Annotated in this window: 25 protein-coding genes; 8 read left to right on the top strand and 17 right to left on the bottom strand. The window is 67.4% G+C overall.

The features are described 5' to 3' along the window. Positions 1-9 precede the first annotated feature (9 nt). Positions 10-1,548, top strand: coding sequence for a serine hydrolase (locus tag GNX96_RS33210; protein WP_163571903.1), 1,539 nt, complete (start codon positions 10-12; stop codon positions 1,546-1,548). Here the strand turns inward: GNX96_RS33210 and GNX96_RS33205 are convergent. After that, complete coding sequence (locus GNX96_RS33205; protein WP_163571902.1) at positions 1,474-1,905, bottom strand: hypothetical protein; 432 nt, start codon at positions 1,903-1,905, stop codon at positions 1,474-1,476. The genes GNX96_RS33210 and GNX96_RS33205 overlap by 75 nt on opposite strands. A gap of 35 nt (positions 1,906-1,940) precedes the next feature. Here GNX96_RS33205 and GNX96_RS33200 point away from each other — a divergent pair, with 35 nt between their 5' ends. Together GNX96_RS33200 and dacB are read left to right on the top strand one after the other, a co-directional pair. Next, a complete protein-coding gene (locus GNX96_RS33200) occupies positions 1,941-3,056 on the top strand; it encodes a serine hydrolase (protein ID WP_163571901.1) in 1,116 nt (371 codons plus the stop codon). 117 nt (positions 3,057-3,173) lie between these two features. Further along, the gene (gene dacB / locus GNX96_RS33195) at positions 3,174-4,754 is read left to right on the top strand and encodes a D-alanyl-D-alanine carboxypeptidase/D-alanyl-D-alanine endopeptidase (RefSeq protein ID WP_163571900.1); all 1,581 of its coding nucleotides are present in this window, start codon (positions 3,174-3,176) and stop codon (positions 4,752-4,754) included. A gap of 39 nt (positions 4,755-4,793) precedes the next feature. Here the strand turns inward: dacB and GNX96_RS33190 are convergent, their stop codons facing one another. Beyond that, a complete protein-coding gene (locus tag GNX96_RS33190) occupies positions 4,794-5,363 on the bottom strand; it encodes a CPBP family intramembrane glutamic endopeptidase (protein WP_163571899.1) in 570 nt (189 codons plus the stop codon). A 28-nt stretch (positions 5,364-5,391) separates the two neighbouring features. Between GNX96_RS33190 and GNX96_RS33185 the strand changes: the two genes are divergently transcribed. Beyond that, the gene (locus GNX96_RS33185; protein ID WP_163571898.1) at positions 5,392-5,703 is read left to right on the top strand and encodes a hypothetical protein; all 312 of its coding nucleotides are present in this window, start codon (positions 5,392-5,394) and stop codon (positions 5,701-5,703) included. Between the two features lie 119 nt (positions 5,704-5,822). On the opposite strand, the gene GNX96_RS33180 is transcribed toward GNX96_RS33185, so the two are convergent. The 7 genes from GNX96_RS33180 to GNX96_RS33150 form a co-directional block, all read right to left on the bottom strand. Continuing rightward, entirely contained in the window at positions 5,823-6,650 is an 828-nt protein-coding gene (locus tag GNX96_RS33180; RefSeq protein ID WP_163571897.1) for a TrmH family RNA methyltransferase, read from the bottom strand. A 17-nt stretch (positions 6,651-6,667) separates the two neighbouring features. Continuing rightward, on the bottom strand, positions 6,668-7,054 hold the full coding sequence (rplT, locus tag GNX96_RS33175; RefSeq protein ID WP_163571896.1) for a 50S ribosomal protein L20: 387 nt from the start codon (positions 7,052-7,054) through the stop codon (positions 6,668-6,670). A 100-nt stretch (positions 7,055-7,154) separates the two neighbouring features. Further along, positions 7,155-7,349, bottom strand: coding sequence for a 50S ribosomal protein L35 (gene rpmI, locus GNX96_RS33170; protein WP_163571895.1), 195 nt, complete (start codon positions 7,347-7,349; stop codon positions 7,155-7,157). An 84-nt stretch (positions 7,350-7,433) separates the two neighbouring features. Continuing rightward, positions 7,434-8,030: a translation initiation factor IF-3 gene (infC, locus tag GNX96_RS33165; protein WP_163571923.1), complete on the bottom strand. Its 597-nt coding sequence runs from the start codon at positions 8,028-8,030 to the stop codon at positions 7,434-7,436. A 203-nt stretch (positions 8,031-8,233) separates the two neighbouring features. Continuing rightward, positions 8,234-8,701: a PH domain-containing protein gene (locus GNX96_RS33160; RefSeq protein WP_279582139.1), complete on the bottom strand. Its 468-nt coding sequence runs from the start codon at positions 8,699-8,701 to the stop codon at positions 8,234-8,236. 200 nt (positions 8,702-8,901) lie between these two features. After that, positions 8,902-9,516, bottom strand: coding sequence for a hypothetical protein (locus tag GNX96_RS33155; protein WP_163571894.1), 615 nt, complete (start codon positions 9,514-9,516; stop codon positions 8,902-8,904). Between the two features lie 1,544 nt (positions 9,517-11,060). Continuing rightward, positions 11,061-11,987 (bottom strand): ATP-binding protein, encoded by a 927-nt coding sequence (locus GNX96_RS33150; protein ID WP_163571893.1) that lies wholly within the window; start codon positions 11,985-11,987, stop codon positions 11,061-11,063. Positions 11,988-12,086: 99 nt separating this feature from the next. On the opposite strand from GNX96_RS33150, the gene GNX96_RS33145 reads away from it, so the two are divergent. From GNX96_RS33145 to GNX96_RS33130, 4 genes are all read left to right on the top strand, one after another. Continuing rightward, positions 12,087-12,590 (top strand): hypothetical protein, encoded by a 504-nt coding sequence (locus tag GNX96_RS33145; RefSeq protein ID WP_163571892.1) that lies wholly within the window; start codon positions 12,087-12,089, stop codon positions 12,588-12,590. Continuing rightward, positions 12,559-12,870, top strand: a complete 312-nt coding sequence (locus GNX96_RS33140; protein ID WP_163571891.1) for a hypothetical protein — start codon at positions 12,559-12,561, stop codon at positions 12,868-12,870. Before GNX96_RS33145 ends, GNX96_RS33140 begins: the two co-directional genes overlap by 32 nt. A 95-nt stretch (positions 12,871-12,965) precedes the next feature. Beyond that, a complete protein-coding gene (locus GNX96_RS33135; protein WP_279582138.1) occupies positions 12,966-13,301 on the top strand; it encodes a hypothetical protein in 336 nt (111 codons plus the stop codon). Positions 13,302-13,303: 2 nt separating this feature from the next. After that, on the top strand, positions 13,304-14,500 hold the full coding sequence (locus GNX96_RS33130; protein WP_163571889.1) for a hypothetical protein: 1,197 nt from the start codon (positions 13,304-13,306) through the stop codon (positions 14,498-14,500). A 66-nt stretch (positions 14,501-14,566) separates the two neighbouring features. On the opposite strand, the gene GNX96_RS33125 is transcribed toward GNX96_RS33130, so the two are convergent. The 8 genes from GNX96_RS33125 to GNX96_RS33100 all read right to left on the bottom strand — a co-directional run bounded on the left by GNX96_RS33125 (position 14,567) and on the right by GNX96_RS33100 (position 18,506). Further along, the gene (locus GNX96_RS33125; RefSeq protein ID WP_163571888.1) at positions 14,567-14,965 is read right to left on the bottom strand and encodes a S26 family signal peptidase; all 399 of its coding nucleotides are present in this window, start codon (positions 14,963-14,965) and stop codon (positions 14,567-14,569) included. Then, entirely contained in the window at positions 14,965-15,717 is a 753-nt protein-coding gene (locus tag GNX96_RS57105) for an ABC transporter ATP-binding protein (protein ID WP_279582148.1), read from the bottom strand. Before GNX96_RS57105 ends, GNX96_RS33125 begins: the two co-directional genes overlap by 1 nt. Before the next feature lie 46 nt (positions 15,718-15,763). Beyond that, on the bottom strand, positions 15,764-16,177 hold the full coding sequence (locus tag GNX96_RS57100) for an ABC transporter ATP-binding protein (RefSeq protein ID WP_279582136.1): 414 nt from the start codon (positions 16,175-16,177) through the stop codon (positions 15,764-15,766). Further along, positions 16,165-16,713: a 6TM ABC transporter family protein gene (locus tag GNX96_RS57095; RefSeq protein WP_279582135.1), complete on the bottom strand. Its 549-nt coding sequence runs from the start codon at positions 16,711-16,713 to the stop codon at positions 16,165-16,167. The genes GNX96_RS57100 and GNX96_RS57095 overlap by 13 nt, the downstream gene beginning before the upstream one ends. 81 nt (positions 16,714-16,794) lie before the next feature. Beyond that, positions 16,795-17,337 carry a TlpA family protein disulfide reductase gene (locus tag GNX96_RS33115; protein WP_313885834.1) on the bottom strand — a complete coding sequence of 181 codons (543 nt, stop codon included), beginning with the start codon at positions 17,335-17,337 and terminating at the stop codon, positions 16,795-16,797. Positions 17,338-17,418: 81 nt separating this feature from the next. Beyond that, a complete protein-coding gene (locus GNX96_RS33110; protein ID WP_163571886.1) occupies positions 17,419-17,613 on the bottom strand; it encodes a hypothetical protein in 195 nt (64 codons plus the stop codon). Positions 17,614-17,770: 157 nt separating this feature from the next. Beyond that, positions 17,771-17,977: a hypothetical protein gene (locus GNX96_RS33105; RefSeq protein WP_163571885.1), complete on the bottom strand. Its 207-nt coding sequence runs from the start codon at positions 17,975-17,977 to the stop codon at positions 17,771-17,773. A gap of 43 nt (positions 17,978-18,020) precedes the next feature. Further along, the gene (locus GNX96_RS33100) at positions 18,021-18,506 is read right to left on the bottom strand and encodes a hypothetical protein (protein ID WP_163571884.1); all 486 of its coding nucleotides are present in this window, start codon (positions 18,504-18,506) and stop codon (positions 18,021-18,023) included. Positions 18,507-18,586: the final 80 nt, after the last annotated feature.

The following is an 18,586-nucleotide window of genomic DNA, read 5'->3' as shown; positions in this document are numbered from 1 at the left end:
GGAGAACACATGAAATCGCATCGACGCCGGCTGCCTTGGTATGCCGGTTTCGCGGTGGGTACGGCGGCGGTCGTCGCCGGCGCCCTCGTGGTCGTCGGCGTGGGAGGTCAGGCCTCGGCGGACTCGGACGGCGGCAACGGCTGGCGCAGCGCCCGCCTCGCCGTGGAGCTGAAGGCCGCCATCATCAAGCAGAACTTCGGCAACGTGCTGGACACCACCCCGCCGGGGTCGGCGGCGGCCAAGCGGTTCGCCCCCAGCGCGGCCGAAAAGGACGGCATGGAGCCGTCCGTCGCCCAGGTCGCACAGCGGCTGAAGGCTTTCGCGGCCGCCTCGCCGGCCGCGCCGCCGCAGATCCACCAGACCCCGAACGTGGACGCGGCGGTCATCGAGCTGGACCACCAAGGCCACGCGGTCTCGGCCGCCAACGTGCTGCTGAGCCCGCAGTACCCGACCGGCAAGGTCGTCCCGCTGGACAAGAACATGGCCACTGACCAGGTCCGTTACCGTACGTGGGACGACGACACCTGGGACAACAACGGCGGCTTGGGCACCACCGACGCCATTCCCGGCCGGGAGAACGCCCCGATCGACTTCATGTCGCCGTATCCGGCATCGGTCTTCAAGCTGATGGTCGGCTTCGGGATCATGCAGCTGGTCGACAAGGGCCAGCTCAACCTGGACGACGATTACGCGTACGACCGGACCGGCGCGCCGAACACCGCGTGCGGCCTGAATGTCACCAAGCCGATCCGGCAGTTCTTCGACGAGATGATCACCGTCTCCAAGAACGAGTCGGCTTGCGCGATGACCAAGCTGCTCATCCAGAAGAACTACCTGACCACGCTGAACCAGGAGTTCGTCGACCTCGGCCTGCCGATGCTGCAGATCAACGGCGTCCGGGCGGTTGACGGCGGGCACTGGGGCGCCAACGTGATGAGTTCGCTGGACACCGCGAAGCTGCTGATGATCATCAACGGCGCCGGTGGCAAGCTGTGGACCGCACCGAACGGCACCGCGGTCACCAAGGCGCTGCTGACCGACAGTTCTCGGGCGTTCTATCTGAAGGAACTCGGTGACCAGGGGCTCAACCAGCTGCTGTCGACCACCAACTGGTGCGGCCGGGCGTACCCGGCGCAGGGCCTGCCGCAGAAGGTGGCGGACCGCTGGATCAACCCGGCCGACGGCACCATGACCGTCGACGGCCGCGTGTACGGCCAGGACGTACGCCCGTGCCAGGCGACCGCCCAGGTGACCTTCGCGCACAAGACCGGGGGCTGGACACCACCGCCGGGAACGACGCCGGCATCGTCACCTCGCTGCCCGGCAAGGCCGGCCGGCACTTCATCGTGGTCGTTAACAGCAACCTCGGCGACCGCTACATCGACACCAACCGGACCGCCGACCCGCCGGGCATCTACCCGGTGCAGTACACCGAGAAGTACGGCCTGCTCGGCAAGGCGATCGACCAGTTCGTCACCAGGCACCACAACGGCTGACAAAGTTCCTGACCCCGGAGATGCCGACCTGGCGTCTCCGGGGTCTTTTTAGCCAGTAATTCCCTTCAGGAGGACAGATGAAGTCACACCGACGCCCCAAGCGTTGGTACGCCGGTGCCGCGGCGGTCGCGGTCGCCGGCATCGCGGCCGGTGCGGTGATCGTCGCCGCCACCGGCTCGGCCTCGGCGGACACCGACGGCGGCAACGGCTGGCGCAGCGCCCGCCTCGCCGGCCAGTTGCAGGCAGCGATCAACCAGCAGGACTTCGCGAACGTGCTGGACACCATCCCGCCCGGCTCGACCGCGGCGAAGCGGTTCGCGCCGAACGCGGCGGAAAAAGACGGCATGGAGCCGCCGGTCGCGCAGATCGCGAAGCGGCTGAAGTCGCTCGCCGCCACCACGACGCCCACCCCCGATCCACCAGAACCCCAATCTGGACGCGGCGGTGATCGAGCTCGACGCCAGCGGGCACGCGATCTCGGCGGCCGACGTGGTGATGAGCCCGCAGTATCCGAAGGGCAAGATCGTTCCGCTGGACGGCAACCTCTCCACCGACCAGGTGCGCTACCGGGCCTGGGACGACGACACCTGGGACAGCAACGGCGGCCAGGGCACGATCGACGCGATCCCCGGCCGGGAGAACGCGCCGATCGACTTCATGGCGCCCTATCCGGCCTCGGTTTTCAAGCTGATGGTTGGTTTCGGCGTCATGCAGCTGGTCGACAAGGGCCAGCTCAATCTGGACGACACGTACGCGTACGACCCGACCGGAGAGCCCGGCGGCAGCGCATGCGGCGGGAAGGCCACCAAGCCGATCCGGCAGTTCTTCGACGAGATGATCACCGTCTCCAAGAACGAGTCCGCGTGTGCGCTCACCAAGCTGCTCATGCAGAAGGACGCGGTGACTCCGCTCGACCAGCAGTTCGTCGACATGGGTCTGCCGATGCTGCAGATCAAGGGCGAGCGGCCGGCCGACGGCGGCCGCTGGGTCGACAACATCATGAGCTCGCTGGACACCGCCAAACTGCTGATGATCCTGAACAGCAGCCCCGGCCCGCTCTGGACCGCGCCGAACGGCAAACCGGTCACCAAGGACGTGCTCAGTGACGCGTCTCGTGCGTACTTCCACCAGGAGATCGCCGACCAGGGCCTCAACCAGGTGCTGTCGACCACCAACTGGTGCGGCCGGGCGTACCCGGCGCCAGGCATCGCGCAGAAGATCGCGGACCGCTGGGTCAACCCGACCGACGGCACGGTGACCGCCGATGGCCGCGTTTACGGCCAGGACGTACGCCCCTGCCAGACCAACGCCCAGGTGAGTTTCGCCCACAAGACCGGGCTCGCCGACACCTCCGGCAACGACGCTGGCATCGTCCAGTCACTGCCCGGCAAGAACGGCCACAACTACATCGTCGTGGTCAACTGCAACCTCGGCTACCGGTACGTGGACCCGAACCGGCCGGCCGACCCGACCGGCATCTATCCGGTGCAGTACTCGCAGAAGTACGGCCTGCTGGGTAAGGCGATCGACGGCATCGTGGCCGGCCACCACAACAGCTGAACCGGCTACCGGCGGCACCCGAGCGGGGTGCCGCCGGTTCGCTTTCAGGTGGAAACGAGATGACATTCGCCAACCGGTAGCGTTCTGCGCGAAGACGACTTCCGGGAGGACTTTTTAGTGAAATATCAACGGATTGCCGGCGTTGTGGCCGGAATCGTGGCTTTCGCCGGTATTACCGGGACGGCGTTGGCGGCGACCACCCCGGCGCATGACTTGGTCGCCAAGCCGCACGCCGACACCACGTTGAAGGCCGACCTGGACAAGATCCTGTCCGACCCGCGGCTGGCCAAGGCGACCAGCGATGTGGACGTACGCACCGCCGCCGGCGCGAGCCTCTACGCGAGCTCCGCGGTGGACTCCCCGGTCCGGCCGGCCTCCAACGCGAAGCTGTTCACCACCACCACCGCGCTGGACCTGCTAGGCACTTCGTACCGGTTCAGCACGACCGTCGGCTCGGTGGCGCCGGTCAGCGGCTCGACTCTGCGCGGTGACCTGGTCCTGCGTGGCACCGGCGACCCGACCGTGAGCGCCGCCGACTACGACACGCTGGCGGCCGGCATCGCGAGCCGCGGGATCAAGACGATCAGCGGCAAGCTGCTCGCTGACGACACGTATTTCGACAGCCAGCGGTGGAACCCGCACTGGGATGACAGCGACAAGCCTTTCGCGTACGCGTCGGAGATCTCCGCGCTGACGGTGGCCACCGACTCGGTCGATGACACCGGGGCCGTCCAGGTCACCATCTCGCCGGCCGCGCAGGGCAAGCCGGCGGCGATCGCGCTCAGCTCGGACACCGGCTACGTGAAGGTGTCCAACAAGGCCACCACCGGCGCGGCGGGCTCGGCCAACACCATCGCGGTGGACCGCCCGGCCGGCGCGAACACCGTCGTCGTCACCGGTTCGATCCCGGCCGGCGGCGCCGCGGTGGTCAAGCTCCGCACGGTCGAGGACCCGGCGCTGTATGTGGCCAGCATCTTCCGCGCCGCGCTGGCCAAGCACGGCGTCAGCGTGACCGGCCAGACCGCCCACGGCACCGCGGCGGCCGGCTCGAAGGTGCTCGCCACCAAGCAGTCCGCGCCGCTGAGCGACATCCTCACGCCGTACCTGAAGCTCAGCAACAACGGCATCGCCGACATCCTCACCAAGACGATCGGCAAACGGGTCTCCGGCACCGGCAGCTGGGCCGCCGGCACCGCGGCCATCAAGCAGCACATCACCGCGCTGGGCGTGAACACCACCGCGCTCAGTCTGTACGACGGTTCGGGCCTGTCCGACGACGACCGGGCGTCCGCGCACGGGGTCGCCGACCTGCTGGTCAAGGTGCGCTCCAAGAGCTGGTTCCCGACCTTCTACGCGGCGCTGCCGATCGCCGGCCAGCCCGACCCGCTGGTGGGCGGCACGCTCGCGGCCCGGATGGCCGGCACCAAGGCGGCCGGCAACGTACACGCGAAGACCGGCACGCTGACCGGCGCGACCTCGCTGTCCGGCTATGTCACCGGCCCGGACGGGCAGGTGGACGTTTTCTCGATCCTGCTGAACAACTACGTCACCCCGACGCCGACCGACCTACAGGACCGGATCGCGGTTCGGCTGGCCACCGGCTCGGCGGCGACCAGCAGCCTGCTGCACGCCCCGGCACCGACCAAGCGTTCGGGCAGCGGTAAGGAAATCGAGCCTTCCTGGGCCAAGGCCGCCTGATCACACCACCACGGTCTGAGTCACCCTTTGTCGGGTGGCTCAGACCGTTGTTTTGGTGACCAGCAAAGAAAGCAGAATGTACGCGAGGGGCAGAACGGCGACCGGGATGCTGACCAGGAAGTGCGCGAAAACCAGCGTCGCGATCCGCCGCTGCAGGTGCGAGATCACCCCGGCGACGATCCCCCAGACCAGATAACCAGCCACAAAGACCGGCACCGAGCCCCAGGCCCACGCGTACGCGGCATATTGCAGGCCGAAGAAGATGCTGGTGAAGCCGATGGCGATCCAGGCGTGCTTGGTCCGGGCGGCGATCCTGGGCTGCACATAGCCGCGGTAGTGGATCTCCTCCAGCAGCGGGTTGATCAACGGGAACAACACCGCGATCAGAATCCCGTACCAGAGCGGGAAACTCCGGCCCGCGCTCAGCCCGAGCGGACCGATGAAAAGCTTCTGCACGGCCAGGATGAGCGTGTTGAGGTCCTTCGGGTGACCAAGCGCCACCGCCACCCCTGCCACCGCGAGGTCGAAGGGCAGCATCAACGCGGGCACCCAGAGCAGGCTCCAGCCGGCGTCCTTGAGCAGCGACTTCCAGCCGGTCCGAAAACCCATCAGGTCGCGCAGCCGAAAAACCCTCGCGGTGGCCGCGCCAGACCAGGATCTCCAGGCTCACCAGGTTGGCCACCAGCGTCATCGGCAGTGCCGCCGTCAGCGCGAGAAGCAGCGCCTGCGAGCTGTGGAGCAGGACGGCGACGCCAAAGACGATGCCGACGCCGGCGGCGATGATCCCCAGCCGGATGGCGATCATCGCGATCGGCCACCCCCAGCCGACCGTGCCGGCCCTGACGGCGACCGCGCCGACTCGTACCGCATCGGGCGTTTTGGTGGGCTTGGGAGGCACGGTCGTGTCAACCATCAGCATTCGTACGCACCATCACGGCACCCGACGTAGTCGTGCGCCCGCTTTCCGTCGTGGTCTACCCCGTCGCCGATCATCGCCTTCAACCCTATCCACGGTTGCCAACCACCACGGCCGTTTCAGGGCATTGATGCCCGGAAAGGCCGTGATGCCTATCGCTGTGCGGCGGCGGTCGTGTAGAGGCAGACAGCCGCGGCGGCGGCCAGGTTGAGGCTTTCGGCGCGGCCGAAGATCGGCACCCGTACCCGTGCGTCCGCGAGCGCCGCGATCTCGTCCGGCAGCCCGCGGGCCTCGTTGCCGAACAGCCAGGCGGTCGGTCCGGCCAGCCGGCCGGCGGCGGCCTCGCCGAACAGGTCGGCCTCCCCGTCGCCGGCGGTGGCCAACACCCGCAGCCCCGCCGCGCGGACCTGCGCGACGGTCTCGGCCGCGTCACCGCCGCGGACCACCGGGAGGTGGAAGAGGCTGCCGGCCGAGGCGCGTACGCACTTGCCGTTATAGAGGTCGACGCTGCCGTCGGTGAGGACAACGGCACCGGCACCGGCCGCGTCAGCAGTACGCAGGACCGTACCGGCGTTCCCGGGGTCGTTGGCCTCGACCATGACAGCGACCAGCGCCGGCAGGCCCGTCAGCGCGGTCGCGAGCGGCACGTCGAGGAAGCCGCAGACGGCGACCAGGCCCTGCGGGGTGACCGTCTCGGACAGGCCGGCGACCGCGCTGTCCGTGGCAACGCTCACCCGTACGCCCCGGCGCTCAGCGGCTTCCAGCAGCTCCGGATAGCGGCCGGCGGCTTCTTCGGTGGCGTACACATCCGTCGCCGCGCCCGGCGAGTCGGCGGCCCGTGCCACCGCTTCGGCCACCGCTTGCGGGCCTTCAGCCAGAAACTGGCCGGCCTTGTCCCGATGGGAGCGCCGCATCAGCTTGCGGGCAGCGAAAACCCGGGGAGTCCGCTCGGTGTGCAGCGGAATGTCCCCGGGTTGCATGAAAAGTCGAGTGACGCTCAGGCAGCCGAGTCGGCGGCGCCGGTGTGCCCGACAACCGCGCTCTTGGCGACCTTCACCAGTGCCGCGAACGCGGGCGCGTCGGTGACGGCGATGTCGGCGAGAACCTTGCGGTCCACCTCGACGCCGGCCAGCTTCAGGCCCTGCACCAGGCGGTTGTAGGTCATGCCGTTCTCGCGCGCGGCGGCGTTGATCCGGGTGATCCACAGCTGCCGGAAGTCGCCCTTGCGCTGCTTGCGGTCACGATACGCGTAAGTCGCGGAATGGAGCAGCTGCTCCTTCGCCTTGCGGTAAAGCCGGGAACGCTGGCCGCGGTAGCCGCTGGCCGCCTCAAGCGTGGTCCGTCGTTTCTTATGGGCGTTTACCGCCCGCTTCACGCGCGCCACTTGTCCACCTATCTCGTCGCTATCCCACTTTGCGGCGGGATTTTCATCTCGGTCCGCCGTCGCCGGCGGTCACTGTCTTTTGGTGCTGGTGCTGGTATTTCTAGCGACCGAGCATCCGCTTGATCGTCTTGGTGTCCGCCGGAGCGATGTCCACGATGGCGGCCAACTTGCGGGAGCGCTTGCTGGACTTGACCTCAAGCCGGTGCTTGCGGTTGGTCTGCTCACGCTGCAGCTTGCCCGAACCGGTGATGCGTACCCGCTTTTTCGTCCCGCTGTGGGTCTTCATCTTCGGCATTGGTCGTTGTCTCCTCGTTCAGATGGCGGCGGCTGGCATCCCTCCGCGCCGGCGTACGCCGGGCGGAGAGCGAGTCAACTGCCGTTATTTCGCGGTCTTCAGTGCACGGTGCGGGGCCATCACCATGATCATGTTTCGACCGTCCTGCTTGGGCTGAGACTCGACGTAGCCGAGCTCCTCCACATCCTCGGCGAGCTTGCGCAACAGCCGGAACCCGAGTTCCGGACGGCTCTGCTCGCGACCACGGAACATGATCGTGATCTTGACCTTGTCGCCGGCCTTGAGGAACCGCTCGACGTGACCCTTTTTGGTGTCGTAGTCGTGTGGGTCGATCTTCGGCCGAAGCTTCATTTCCTTGATGACCGTGAGGGTCTGGTTGCGGCGGGCTTCCCGGGCCTTCTGCGCGCTCTCGTACTTGAACTTGCCGTAGTCCATGAGCTTGCATACGGGTGGGCGTGCGGTCGCCGCGACCTCCACGAGGTCAAGGTCGGTGTCAGATGCCAGTGCTAGCGCTTTGTCGATCGGCACGATGCCGATCTGCTCACCCTCCGGACCGACTAGACGCACCTCGCGGGCGCGGATCTGGTCGTTCACACGCAGGTCGACGCTGATGGGGCCTCCTTGGACGTAACTGTTTCTGCTTCGTGCAGCCCCGAACACAACAAACAGGGCCCCGGGCATATGCCCAGGGCCCTCGCTCAACCGGTCCGCCACGCTGGAAAAGCCATAGCCGGCGACGGGGTGAACCGCCACCAGGACCGGAACCCGGACGCCTGGGTCGTACGCAACGGCGACTCGGGTGGGAGCGGGGCTCCACTTGACGCCACCTGACAATCCAGGAGGCTGGTCAACAAGCGATGCTAGCAGGTCAGCGGTGCGCTGTCCTAATCGGTGCCCTCGGCACCAGTCTGCGAGTCGGCGAGCAGGGCCCGCAACCCTCGTACGGCCGCGACCGCGCGGTCCTTGTCCTGCCGCTGGATCGCCATCACCGCCACCTGATCGTCGTCGGCGAGGTCCAGCGCCGCCCACGGCGACCCCTCGTCGAACCGTACGGCCGTGACCACCTGCCAGGGCAGGTTGTACGACCCGAACATGTTCCGGATCCGGACGCCCTTGGTGTCCGCGTACACACGGGGCCGGGTGAACCAGAGCACTCCCGCCGCCAGCAGGATCCCGAGACCCACCATCGCGTACTGGTCACCGGTGCTGAACATCCCGCCGCCCTCGGTCCGTCCGGTCAACCCGAACGACAGCGCGATGAACATCAGCACGATGAACGGCGCGACCACCCAACACACTTGCGACAACCGGCGCGGCAGAGCCCTCACGTCCGGCGGATGCTGTTCACTCACGCCCCCAGTCTGCTCCCCCGCCAGACCGGCCCTTCACCGTGCCCTCGCGAACTGCGCCATCTCTCCTTGATCAACAACTCCATCCAGCGACAGGTCCAGCGTCGAGTGCGGGACAAAACCCCACACTCGACGTCGACTGTGGGGTTTTATCCCGCACTCGACGAAAATCCAACCCAACCTCAAGTTCACGACGTCCGGCCTCAGGGCTGGTCCGTCACCTTCCAGGTGCGCGGCAACCCTGGCCCGGCCTGATAGAAGCACTCCGTGCCGGTCACGACTGCTCCGCGCAGCCGTGATCCCAGCTCCTGGTCGGCGGCGGCGACGGCGTCCACGGCACGACGTAGGGCCTTCTGCACAGCCGTACGCGCGCGCTCACGGCTGTCAGTGAAGGCGCGCGACCGTCCGCCGAGGCCGGTGTGGCGGGCGATTTCGTCCAACAGGGCGGCTCGTTCGGTCCGAGCGAGGTCGGCGCGGCCCAGGTCGGCGCAGGCCTCGGCATCGGCCAGGGTCTCGTCCAGGTCAGCGAGCCGGCGGCGGTACGAGCGGCGGGCGGCCGGGTCGAGCACGGCCTGCGCGGACGCGGCGGCGGTCCAGCCGGCGAGGTCCTCGGCGGCAACTGGTTGGCCGGGGTGACCGAGCAGGACCGCGAGGTGGGCCATCCCCCGGGAATGCGGCACGTCGACCGCTTGGCCGCCGATTTCCAGGCGCCAGCCGGCGGACATTCGCCGCAACGTCCCGACGGTCGCCTCGGCGGCGTCGTTGGCGGTGGTGTCCGCGCGCTCGAGCCACTGGCGGGCCCGCTCGTCCAACCCCATCGCGGCGGCCGCCGCGGCGGCTTCCCGCCATCGTACGATCGCTTCCGCCGCGTCGCCGCGGGCCGCCAGCGCGTCGCCGAGCTCGCCCCGGGACAGGCACGCGAACGGCAGGTTGCCGAGCTTTTTTGTTTGCTCGTACGGCAGCGTCGAAGTGCTCCACGGCAGCGTCCAGATCGCCGGTGGTCATCGCGCACACGCCCAGGGTCCGCTCGACCGAACCCAAACACACCACCGCGCGAAGACGTGTGGACGGCCAGGTCCGCGTACGGGCGCAGTTTCGTGGCCCACTCCGCCGCGAGCGCCCGGTCTCCCAGCAACCGCGCGCGTCTCGCTGATCACCACGCCCATCGCCAGCCACGTCGAGGCCAGCCGCTCGTCATCGTCCCCACGCGGTCGGACCGTGTCCAGGCACCGCCGCGCGCCGGCCAGGTCGCCGCCGGCGGCGAGCACCAACGACGCCATCGCCGTGTACGCCGAATCCGGGCCCAGCGAAGCCGAGTGCAGCTTCCCGACCAGCTCGGTGAGCTCGCCGGCGCGGCCCTGCATCCACCGGATCGCCAGCAACTGCGTGCCGTACCACCCGAGCGCGTCCGGGTCCCCGGCGGCGAGCCCGGACTCCAGGCAGGTCGGCGCCTGTTCCTCGACCTCGACGATCCGGCCCTCCCGCAGCATCAACATGAGATCGAGTACGTCCACCACGTAGCCGATGCCCCGATGCCCCAGCGCTCCGGACCGAATCCGCAGGGTCGAGCGCTCGCTCAGCGTCCGGATCAGTAACCAGGAAGGCGTCGATCGTCGCCCAGCACCGGCCGTACAGGACCAGTACGTCGTTGCCGGCCGCGGTCGCCACCTCGACGAGCTCACGCGCCACCGCCACCCGCTCGACCGCCGCGGCCGGACCCATCAGGGTGTGGTGTCGCATCGAAAGCGCCTCGCCGAGCGCGTCCCGGTCGCCGATCTCACGGGCCCGGGCAAGCGCCAGCCGGACCGGCTCGTCCGGCCCGCCGGCATAGCATTCGACCGCCGCGATCCGGGACTGCAGCCGGACCCGCAGTGCCGCCTCCCGCGCCGGCAGCCGTTCCAGCGCCGACCGCTGCAACGCGAGGATCCGCTCGCCGTCCAGCGCCGTCACCGTCTCGTTGATCCACACACCGCCGAGCCCGAGCGCGGCCCTGCCGAGCATCACCGCGTCCCGCTCGTCCTGCGCGGCGGCGCCGGCCAGTTCGAAGGCGGCTCGCGCGGCGGACAGCTGGCCGGCGGCCCGCAATGCCTCAGCGCGTGCGGTCAGCAACGGCGCCCGCGGGTCTGTCATGCCCGTACGGTCGAGCACCTCCAGCGCCTGTCCCAGCCAGGTGGCGGCCCGCTCGTACCCGCTGGCGTAGTCAGCGTCCGCGGCGGCCCGCAAACACGAATCGACTGCGAGCCGGGCATCGGCTCGGCCGCGGGCGGCCGCTCGTACGGCGTGATGCGCGCACCTCGCGAGCCGCTCCGGTCCGCTGCCGGCGGCGAACAACGCGGCCGCTTTCGCATGTGTTTCCAACAAATCACCGGCCGGCAGGCTGTTCGCCAGCGCCTCCCGGACGAGGTCGTGGGCGAACCGCAGCCGGTCGGCGGCCGCTGGCTCGGCAAGCTCGGCATGCACCGCTTCGGCGACCACGGACAGGACGGCCCGAGCCGACACCCCGGCGATCGCGGCGATCTCCTCGACCGTACTTTCGGTGCCCAGCACCGCGGCCCGGGTCAGCACCGACACCGTCGACAACGCCAGCGGCCGCAGCCGGGCGGTGATCGCCTGCCGGATCGTGAGCGGCAGCGGCCGCCGGCCGTGCGCGACGCATTTCCTTCAGGAACAACGGATTCCCGCCAGTGGCCGTACGCAACCGAGGGGCGTCGGCGGCCGACAGGCCGACCGCGGTGAGATAGCCACCCACGTCCTGGACGCTCAGTCCCTTCAGGGCCAGCGTCGCGCCTTCCCTTGCCAGCTCAGCCAAACCCGCCGCCGACCGGGCCTCGGTCGACCGCCAGCTGGCCAGCAGCAGGAGCCGGGACCGAGCCGCCTCAACTGCCAGCATCCGAGCCACCATCAGCGCGTCCGGGTCGGCCTGATGCAGATCCTCCAGCACGAGCAACCGTGGCCGTTCCACGCAAGCTGCCCGTACTGCTTCGACTATGCCCAGGAAACGACCAAAACGCGGCAATGGATCGGCACTGTTCTCCGGCTGACCCAACTCCGCGATGACCTTCGGCCACGGCCACAACGCCGGCGCGTCGCCGCCCGCCCAACACCGCCCCCAATGTACGACAAAGCCGGCGTTTTCCGCGGAAAGCGCGCATTCCTCCAGCAGTCGCGTCTTGCCCATGCCCGGTTCGCCGGTCACCATGACCAGCCGGGACTCACCGTTGTCGGCGGCCGCGAGCGACTCCCGGAGCAGACGTGTCTCTGCCCGGCGCCCGACAAACGGCCTGCCCATCCCCGCCACGGCCCAACCGTATCGTCCCACCGCATTCCCGATAGGGCAGTTGGCACACCGATGTCACACCGTGAGATGGAGGTCATCGGGAGGTCACACATGCTCATCGGGGGCACCACACAGCTCGACCACACCAGAATCCTGCTCGGCATCTGGACCGCGGCCGACCAGGAAGTAGCCGCGGCCACCGCGGCTGGCTATGTCATTCCGGTGGAACTACGCAGAATAGGGCGGCATGCCCAAAATCAACTGAAACGCGCAAGACACCGTTGGGCCGCCCATCTTCCCGACCACGAACAGCAGATGAGCCCGGCCGAAGAACACCGCCTCGCCGACTTCCAGCGAAACGCCCTGGATCTCATCACCGACATGCGCGTTCGCCGTACGGCCGACATGCGCCGGACCGCGACCGCCGAGATCCGGGCACTGGAAGAACTCGCACACGGCCGCCTTCTCTCGCTGCGCGTCGGCGGTCGCGGACCAGCGCCGGCACGCTTTCGCGACGAACCAGCAGGCCGGGATCGGCCCCCTGCACAACGCACTCGTCGAGATCACCCTTGCCATCGAGGAAGTGCTGGCCACCGCGCAAATCATCACCACTGAGCTGGCATCCGTCGCGGCCGGAATCGACCGGCCACTGGTCATTCCGATGGACCAGATCAAGCACATCCACGACCGCATCCGCTGCGCTTTGCGACTGCTGGACAAAAGTGACACGGCCGTGACGGAGCTGGACCGCGGCTCGCATTACCTGCGACAGCCCGGCTACGCGATCAAACGCTTCGCCGGCGCCGACGCGTGCCCCTTCGTGCAGACGTACGTCAGCCAGTTCCTGGTCCCCGCGCTTGACCGCTGCCTCGCGTCCCTGCCGGAGCTACCGTGAGAACTCGCCCCACCGGCGCCGAACACCGGCTGCCACCCGGACCGCCGACCGCTCGCGCGACCAGTGCGGATACTCGAAAACTGGCGCCTGCCGCGATGATCGCCCTGCAGCGTGCGGCCGGCAATCGAGCGGTCGCCGGCGCCGTACGGCAGCGGGCAGTCACCGTCCAACGACACAATTCGTACGAACATGCCCTCATGGCGGACACCCCGCGCAAGGACATCGAGTCAGTGGTCTCGGGGCTGCCCGGTCGCGCGCACGCGGCCGAAGAGGAACGCCTGCGGCTGCAGTTTTTCGCGACGGACCCGGCACGCGAGAAACCACAGCTGCAGTTTCCTGACGTCCACTGGATAAAGCTCGATGGGAGCGGCCTCTGGGTGAGCGCCGGCGAGATCACCGCGCTGGCCGATATCCTGCCCAACCCGCCGTGATCATGTCCTCCTCGAAGAAATTCCTGGCACCGGTCTTGCAGAAACTCCGACAGGACATGGTCGACGCGATCACCGGCCTCACGTACGTCGGGGACACCAAGGTCACCTCCTTCGCTGGCGCCGCCGGGCTGCCTGCGTACGTGAAAGTCGGCAAGAAGGTGGTGGATATTCCGGACAGCGCGGCACAGATCGCGACCTTTGACGAGGCCACCGCCACCCTCGGCCCCGACCGGCATCGTGGAGTGCTGGCCCGAAACGCCTGTCATTTCGCACCATTCTCCTGGCAACGCTGGGCGAACTATCACAATGAGGCGCGTCGGGAAGCCACCGCGCACCATGCCAAGACCGGCGGAAAGCTTGGTGCACCGGGAAAGCTGGAGCACCACGAACAGCTGGCCAGGGTGAACAATTATTATGCCAACCATTTCCTGCAGGACAGCTTCGCGGCTGGCCACCTGATCAACAAAACCCTGGTCATGCAGTGGTTTCTGGAATATGCGAGTAAATGGGCCGGCATGCCCAAACTCAATGCCGCCAAGGCAATGACCACCAAGGCACAGCCGGGAATCGCCGGGCGACATCTCTATGGCGGACCTGACACCAGGACATCGGCCAGCCAGGACAGCAACAGCGGAACCATCGCGGCCGACCCACAAACGACCAGAGAGCGCACCGACGGTGGCCGAAAGCTGAGCGGCAGCGGCCTGAACGCCGGTGCGCATGGGAGGGCCTTCGCGTACGCGCAATACAACGCTTTCCTCAACTCTTCCTACATCAGCCTCGCCGCCAACGCGGCCCACGATCATTTCAACGACATTGGCTTGACTGTTGTCAACGGCCGCGGCGACCGATACACGATTGGCGGCGACGGCACGCTGCTGGACCTGAACGACGCAGCCGCCATGACCAACGTACTGGAGGCGAACGTCAACGCCGATCAGGCGATCGAGGAACTGCTCACGCTCACGGTCGGCAAAACCAGTGTGGACCTGGACTCGATCTTCGCGCGGTTCCCGAGGGCCGTGGTGGTCAAAGGCGTCAGCGCACCGGTCCCGCTGGAAAGCTGGAACGATGGAGTGTTGCGCGAGATCTGCTTCAAGACAATCTTTCCCAAGGAAATGGAAAGTTTTCTCGTACTCCGGGCCCAGTTCCCGGAATTGGTGGAAGGCACCGGCCCAGTGCCCCTCTCGAGTGACTGAACCCTCTGACAAGGCCGCCATCTCGCAGAATCGGCACTTTCCCGAAGATTGCCCACGGCCCGAAAGTCAGGGGGCGAGGCGGCGGATGGCGATGCCCAGGACGCGATCAGTGCGGAAATAGCCGGCGGTCCGCGAATCGTAGCTGGCCGCCGGATTGTCGCCAACCAGAACGATCTTTCCTGCTGGTACACGATCTTCTGGCACATCGGCTAGCGCGTCGGCCCGGTCGCGCGGCACTGGATCGCCGGCCACCGCGACCACTCGCTTGATCATCCAGCCGCCGGTTCCCACCGGTGAGCCGGTGGGTATCTCCACCACGACAACCTGTCCGACCACGGGTGAATGGCCGCGTCGTGCCAGCACCCGATCGCCGTCGCGGTAAGTCGGCTCCATGCTCACGCCCCGCACAATCACCGCGATCAACTTGCGGCTCATTACCCCAAGAACCACCTGCCACCAGGTCATCAACGCCCGCTCGCCAGGATCGGCTCATCGGCTTGGTAGCCGGCCGCCTGCAAGGTGAAGAGCCGCGCGTATCCACCACCGGCGGCCAAAAGTGTGGCGTGGTCGCCCTGCTCCGCGACTGCGCCGCCGGCCAGTACGACGATGTGGTCGGCGTCCCGCACCGCGCCCAGCCGATGCGAGATCAGGAGGCTGGTTTTCCCGGCGCGGTGGGCGCCGAGGGAGGCATGGATTTCGTGTTCCGCCTCAGCGTCGAGCCCCGCGGCCGGTTCATCGAGGATCATCAGGTCGCAGCGATCACGCACGATGGCGCGGGCCAGCGCGAGCCGCTGCTGCTGGCCGCCGGAGAGTACGACGCCGGACTCCGGATCGTCTTTGTCGGACTCGGTAAAGAACATCCGCGACAGCATCGTGTCGTATCCGTGTGGCAGCTCGGAAAGTTTCTGGTGAATGCCGGCCTTGCGAGCGGCGGCCTCCAGCCGGGGACGATCCTGAAGAGCACCCAGGTCGCCAAGGGCGATGTTCTCCGCGGCGGTGAGGTCGTAGTGCATGTAGTCCTGGAAAACCGCGCCAATCCGCCGGCGCAGCTCAGCCGGGTCGACTTCACGAATATCCACGCCGTCCCAGCGAATCTCGCCCTCCACCGGGTCATAGAACCGGCACAACAGTTTGACCAGGGTGGATTTCCCGGCGCCGTTCAACCCGACCAGAGCCAGCGAATTCCCACGTGGGATGAACAAGTTTACCCCGCGCAGGATCCACGGGTGGTCGTCAGAATACCGGAACCAGACGTCCCGCAGCTCAATCGTCGCGCAGCGCCGGGAGCGCGTGGGGAGCCGCGACGACCGGCAGATCCGGTGCTGCCGCGATCACCGCCGCATAGTGTTCGAATGTCAGCAAAGCCTGGTGCGTACCGGCAACCTCGCCGGCCAATGACGCGAGCGCGCCCTGTACGCCGACCGCCGCCGCGGTGAAAACCGCGATATCACCAACCGAAAGAGTACCGGCCCGCGCGGCGATCACCGCCCACAGCAGCCCCCCCCCGCCGGAAACCAGCGCGGTCAGCAGGCCAAGGCCACCCTGCACGACAACCTCGGTGCGCTCGGTAACCCGCTTTCCCTCATTGGCCTTTCGCCGCTCGGTCCGCATCCTGGTCCGCAGGAACCCACCAATCCCAAACAGGCGAACCTCTTTTGCCGCGTTCACGCTGGACAACAGCTCCGCATAGAAGAACTCGCGGCGCTGGGCGGGCTCGATTTTCCAGAGCATGTGCGCTTTGCGCCGAGAAAGCGCGACCTGCGCGCGAGCAGCCCGGGAGCCCCGGAAGCGAGCACCACCGCGGTCATCACCGGGCTGATCACCCAGAGCGAGGCGGCGAAGCCGCCGACCGTGATCACCGCCCGACCCACTCCAAGCATGCCGTCCACAGCCTGTTGTACGGTCCGCATACTGGCCTGCTGCGCGAGCCGCAGCCGGTCCAGAAAATGCGGATCCTCGAACCGGGCCAGTCCGACGAAGCCTTCCAGCGCGACGAAAAGCCGGTCGGTCGCCAACAAGGCCACCTGTCGCTCCAGCTCGGACCGCAAAAACTGGATGAGCTGCGGAGTGACCCTCGCGAGGACGCCGGCGACCGCCAACCCCAGCCCCAACCAGACCAAAATGATCAGCGGCGCCGAACCCACCACGCCATCGAGCACCAGTTTTGTCAGCCAGGCGACCACGACCGGCAGAGCACCGGTGGTCAGGGTCAACAAACAGTAGACGGCTAGCCGGCCCGGCGAGGTTTTCGCGCGCGAGCGCACAGACCTGCCCCAGCTGCCGAGCGAGCGCTCTCACCCGACGAGAGCCGGTTGACCCAAAGGCACGTCGTTGGCGCGTACGACCAGACGGCCGGCCTCGTCCGGGGCGACTGTCAGCAGCGTCGGGAACGACTGAGTCTGGAACGCTGACACCAACGAACTTTCCATGCTCTCGACGACAACTCGCGCGACTGGGCGCAATGCGGCGACAAACTCCGCGGCCGCCTCGGGCTCGCCGACAATGGTCGCCAGCACTCGCTCCCGGCCGCCGGGCATCGCCTTCGCGTATTCCACGAAGCTCGGCATCTTCGCCCGGCAGGGCTTGCATTCCGGCGAGAAGAACGCGACCACGGTTTCCCCGTCCAGCCGCGCCGGACTCAGCACCTCACCGTCCACAGTGGACGCGGAGAACGTGCCGATCTCGGTGCCGACCGCGACCACCGGCTGGCTGCTCCTGCTGTTGGCGAGCTGCTCGGTGTGCTCTCGCAACCTCCTGATCACGCCCACCATGAGAACGAGATTCACTGCGCCCAGCACGCCAACCAGCAGCACCGACGCGACCAAGACTGCCATCACAAAACTCCCTCTATTTTCCGCTATCCGCATACGAACAGCTGGGAAGGAAGGCCGCCGGACCTCCCCTCCCAGCTCAGCAAACTAGTTGTAGCAGCTGGTGACCCAGCAGTCCTCGCGGACAATGCAGCCGGCACCCGGCCAGCAGTGGTTGGAAAACGGCAATGGGCAATGACCCGGGGCATAGCAGAACGGGGTGCACTGCGCCGCCGACGCCTGGACCTTGGGCACGAACCGGGCCAGCATCCGGTCCGCGACTGCCTGGAACTTCTTCTGCACGCTGAGACTCCTCACATGTCTTTTTGACCTTCCGATGGGTACGATGCGCGAGACCCACCCATTGGTTGCGGCGAACCCCAAATATCTCAGCAAACACCGCGAACAAATGGCATTTCGGCCGAATTTTCCTTCAGTTCCTGACAAATGTCATCACGAGTCAATGGGTCGACAGAGCCGTTCGTTGACCCGCTGCACGGCACCAGTCGGTTCGCGCCGGCGACGGCACATCCACGTACGAAAACCCGGTCACGTCCGCGATGAGCTGTCCGAGAATCGCGTACCCGCCATTGCTGGGCAGGAACTCGCTGCGCCGATTGTGGCCCGGCACCGCCATTCCCCACAGGGCCACCCGGATCGGGGACACTGTTCGCGAATTCCCGCCGATCGCGGGTCGCTTTCGCCAGGTATTAGTTGGGGCGGCGTCCCGAGGTGGAGAAGAGCGGGTACGAGCTGACGGCCAACTCCGGATCGTCCAGCAGATTCAGGAAAGTTTCCACCTCGGCCTCGGCGGCGAGGCCTTTCGCGACCAGTTCGGCGCGGACCTGCACGGTGTTGGCGCTGTGCAGGCCAATCGCCGCCGACCCGCCCTGCCACGACTCCGAAAAACTGGTCATCGAGAGATCGACGAACCCGGCCTCGCGCATCGCCCGGTAAAGCGTGGATGCCCCATTTCTGGTCACCACCACGGTCGTCGACGAGCTGATGAACACCGCCGCTGATCTTCGCGAAGAGCTCCGCGCTCGGCTGGTCCGGGGCCGCCAGCACTGGGAGGTACGAGCAGTCAAACTCGTCCAGCAGCGCCAGCCCGGCGCGATGTCCAGATCGGTCAGCCGAGCGGTGGTCACCGGGTCATAGCGGTGCTCCAGCGCGGCGAACCGGTTCGCCGTCGGCACCCGTCTGGCTGTTGTCGAAGACGTAGCCGGACACCGGAAACCTCCCCCTTGGATCCTCCCGAATGTAACGTCGTCGTCGG

This window comes from Fodinicola feengrottensis, from assembly GCF_010993775.1.
GTDB lineage: Bacteria > Actinomycetota > Actinomycetes > Mycobacteriales > HKI-0501 > Fodinicola > Fodinicola feengrottensis.
Note: the sequence above shows the minus strand (reverse complement) of the source record. Positions and strands in the feature narration are given on the sequence as shown.

Bases quoted from the DNA above. Each gene is read 5' to 3' on its own strand.
- rpmI (WP_163571895.1), bottom strand. From the start codon at position 7,349: ATGCCGAAGATGAAGACCCACAGCGGGACGAAAAAGCGGGTACGCATC.
- GNX96_RS33145 (WP_163571892.1), top strand. From the start codon at position 12,087: ATGCTCATCGGGGGCACCACACAGCTCGACCACACCAGAATCCTGCTC.
- infC (WP_163571923.1), bottom strand. From the start codon at position 8,030: ATGCCCGGGGCCCTGTTTGTTGTGTTCGGGGCTGCACGAAGCAGAAAC.
- GNX96_RS33155 (WP_163571894.1), bottom strand. From the start codon at position 9,516: ATGGGGTTGGACGAGCGGGCCCGCCAGTGGCTCGAGCGCGCGGACACC.
- GNX96_RS33130 (WP_163571889.1), top strand. From the start codon at position 13,304: ATGTCCTCCTCGAAGAAATTCCTGGCACCGGTCTTGCAGAAACTCCGA.
- GNX96_RS33125 (WP_163571888.1), bottom strand. From the start codon at position 14,965: ATGACCTGGTGGCAGGTGGTTCTTGGGGTAATGAGCCGCAAGTTGATC.
- GNX96_RS33150 (WP_163571893.1), bottom strand. From the start codon at position 11,987: ATGGGCAGGCCGTTTGTCGGGCGCCGGGCAGAGACACGTCTGCTCCGG.
- GNX96_RS33190 (WP_163571899.1), bottom strand. From the start codon at position 5,363: ATGGGTTTTCGGACCGGCTGGAAGTCGCTGCTCAAGGACGCCGGCTGG.
- GNX96_RS33210 (WP_163571903.1), top strand. From the start codon at position 10: ATGAAATCGCATCGACGCCGGCTGCCTTGGTATGCCGGTTTCGCGGTG.
- GNX96_RS33180 (WP_163571897.1), bottom strand. From the start codon at position 6,650: ATGCAACCCGGGGACATTCCGCTGCACACCGAGCGGACTCCCCGGGTT.
- GNX96_RS33135 (WP_279582138.1), top strand. From the start codon at position 12,966: ATGATCGCCCTGCAGCGTGCGGCCGGCAATCGAGCGGTCGCCGGCGCC.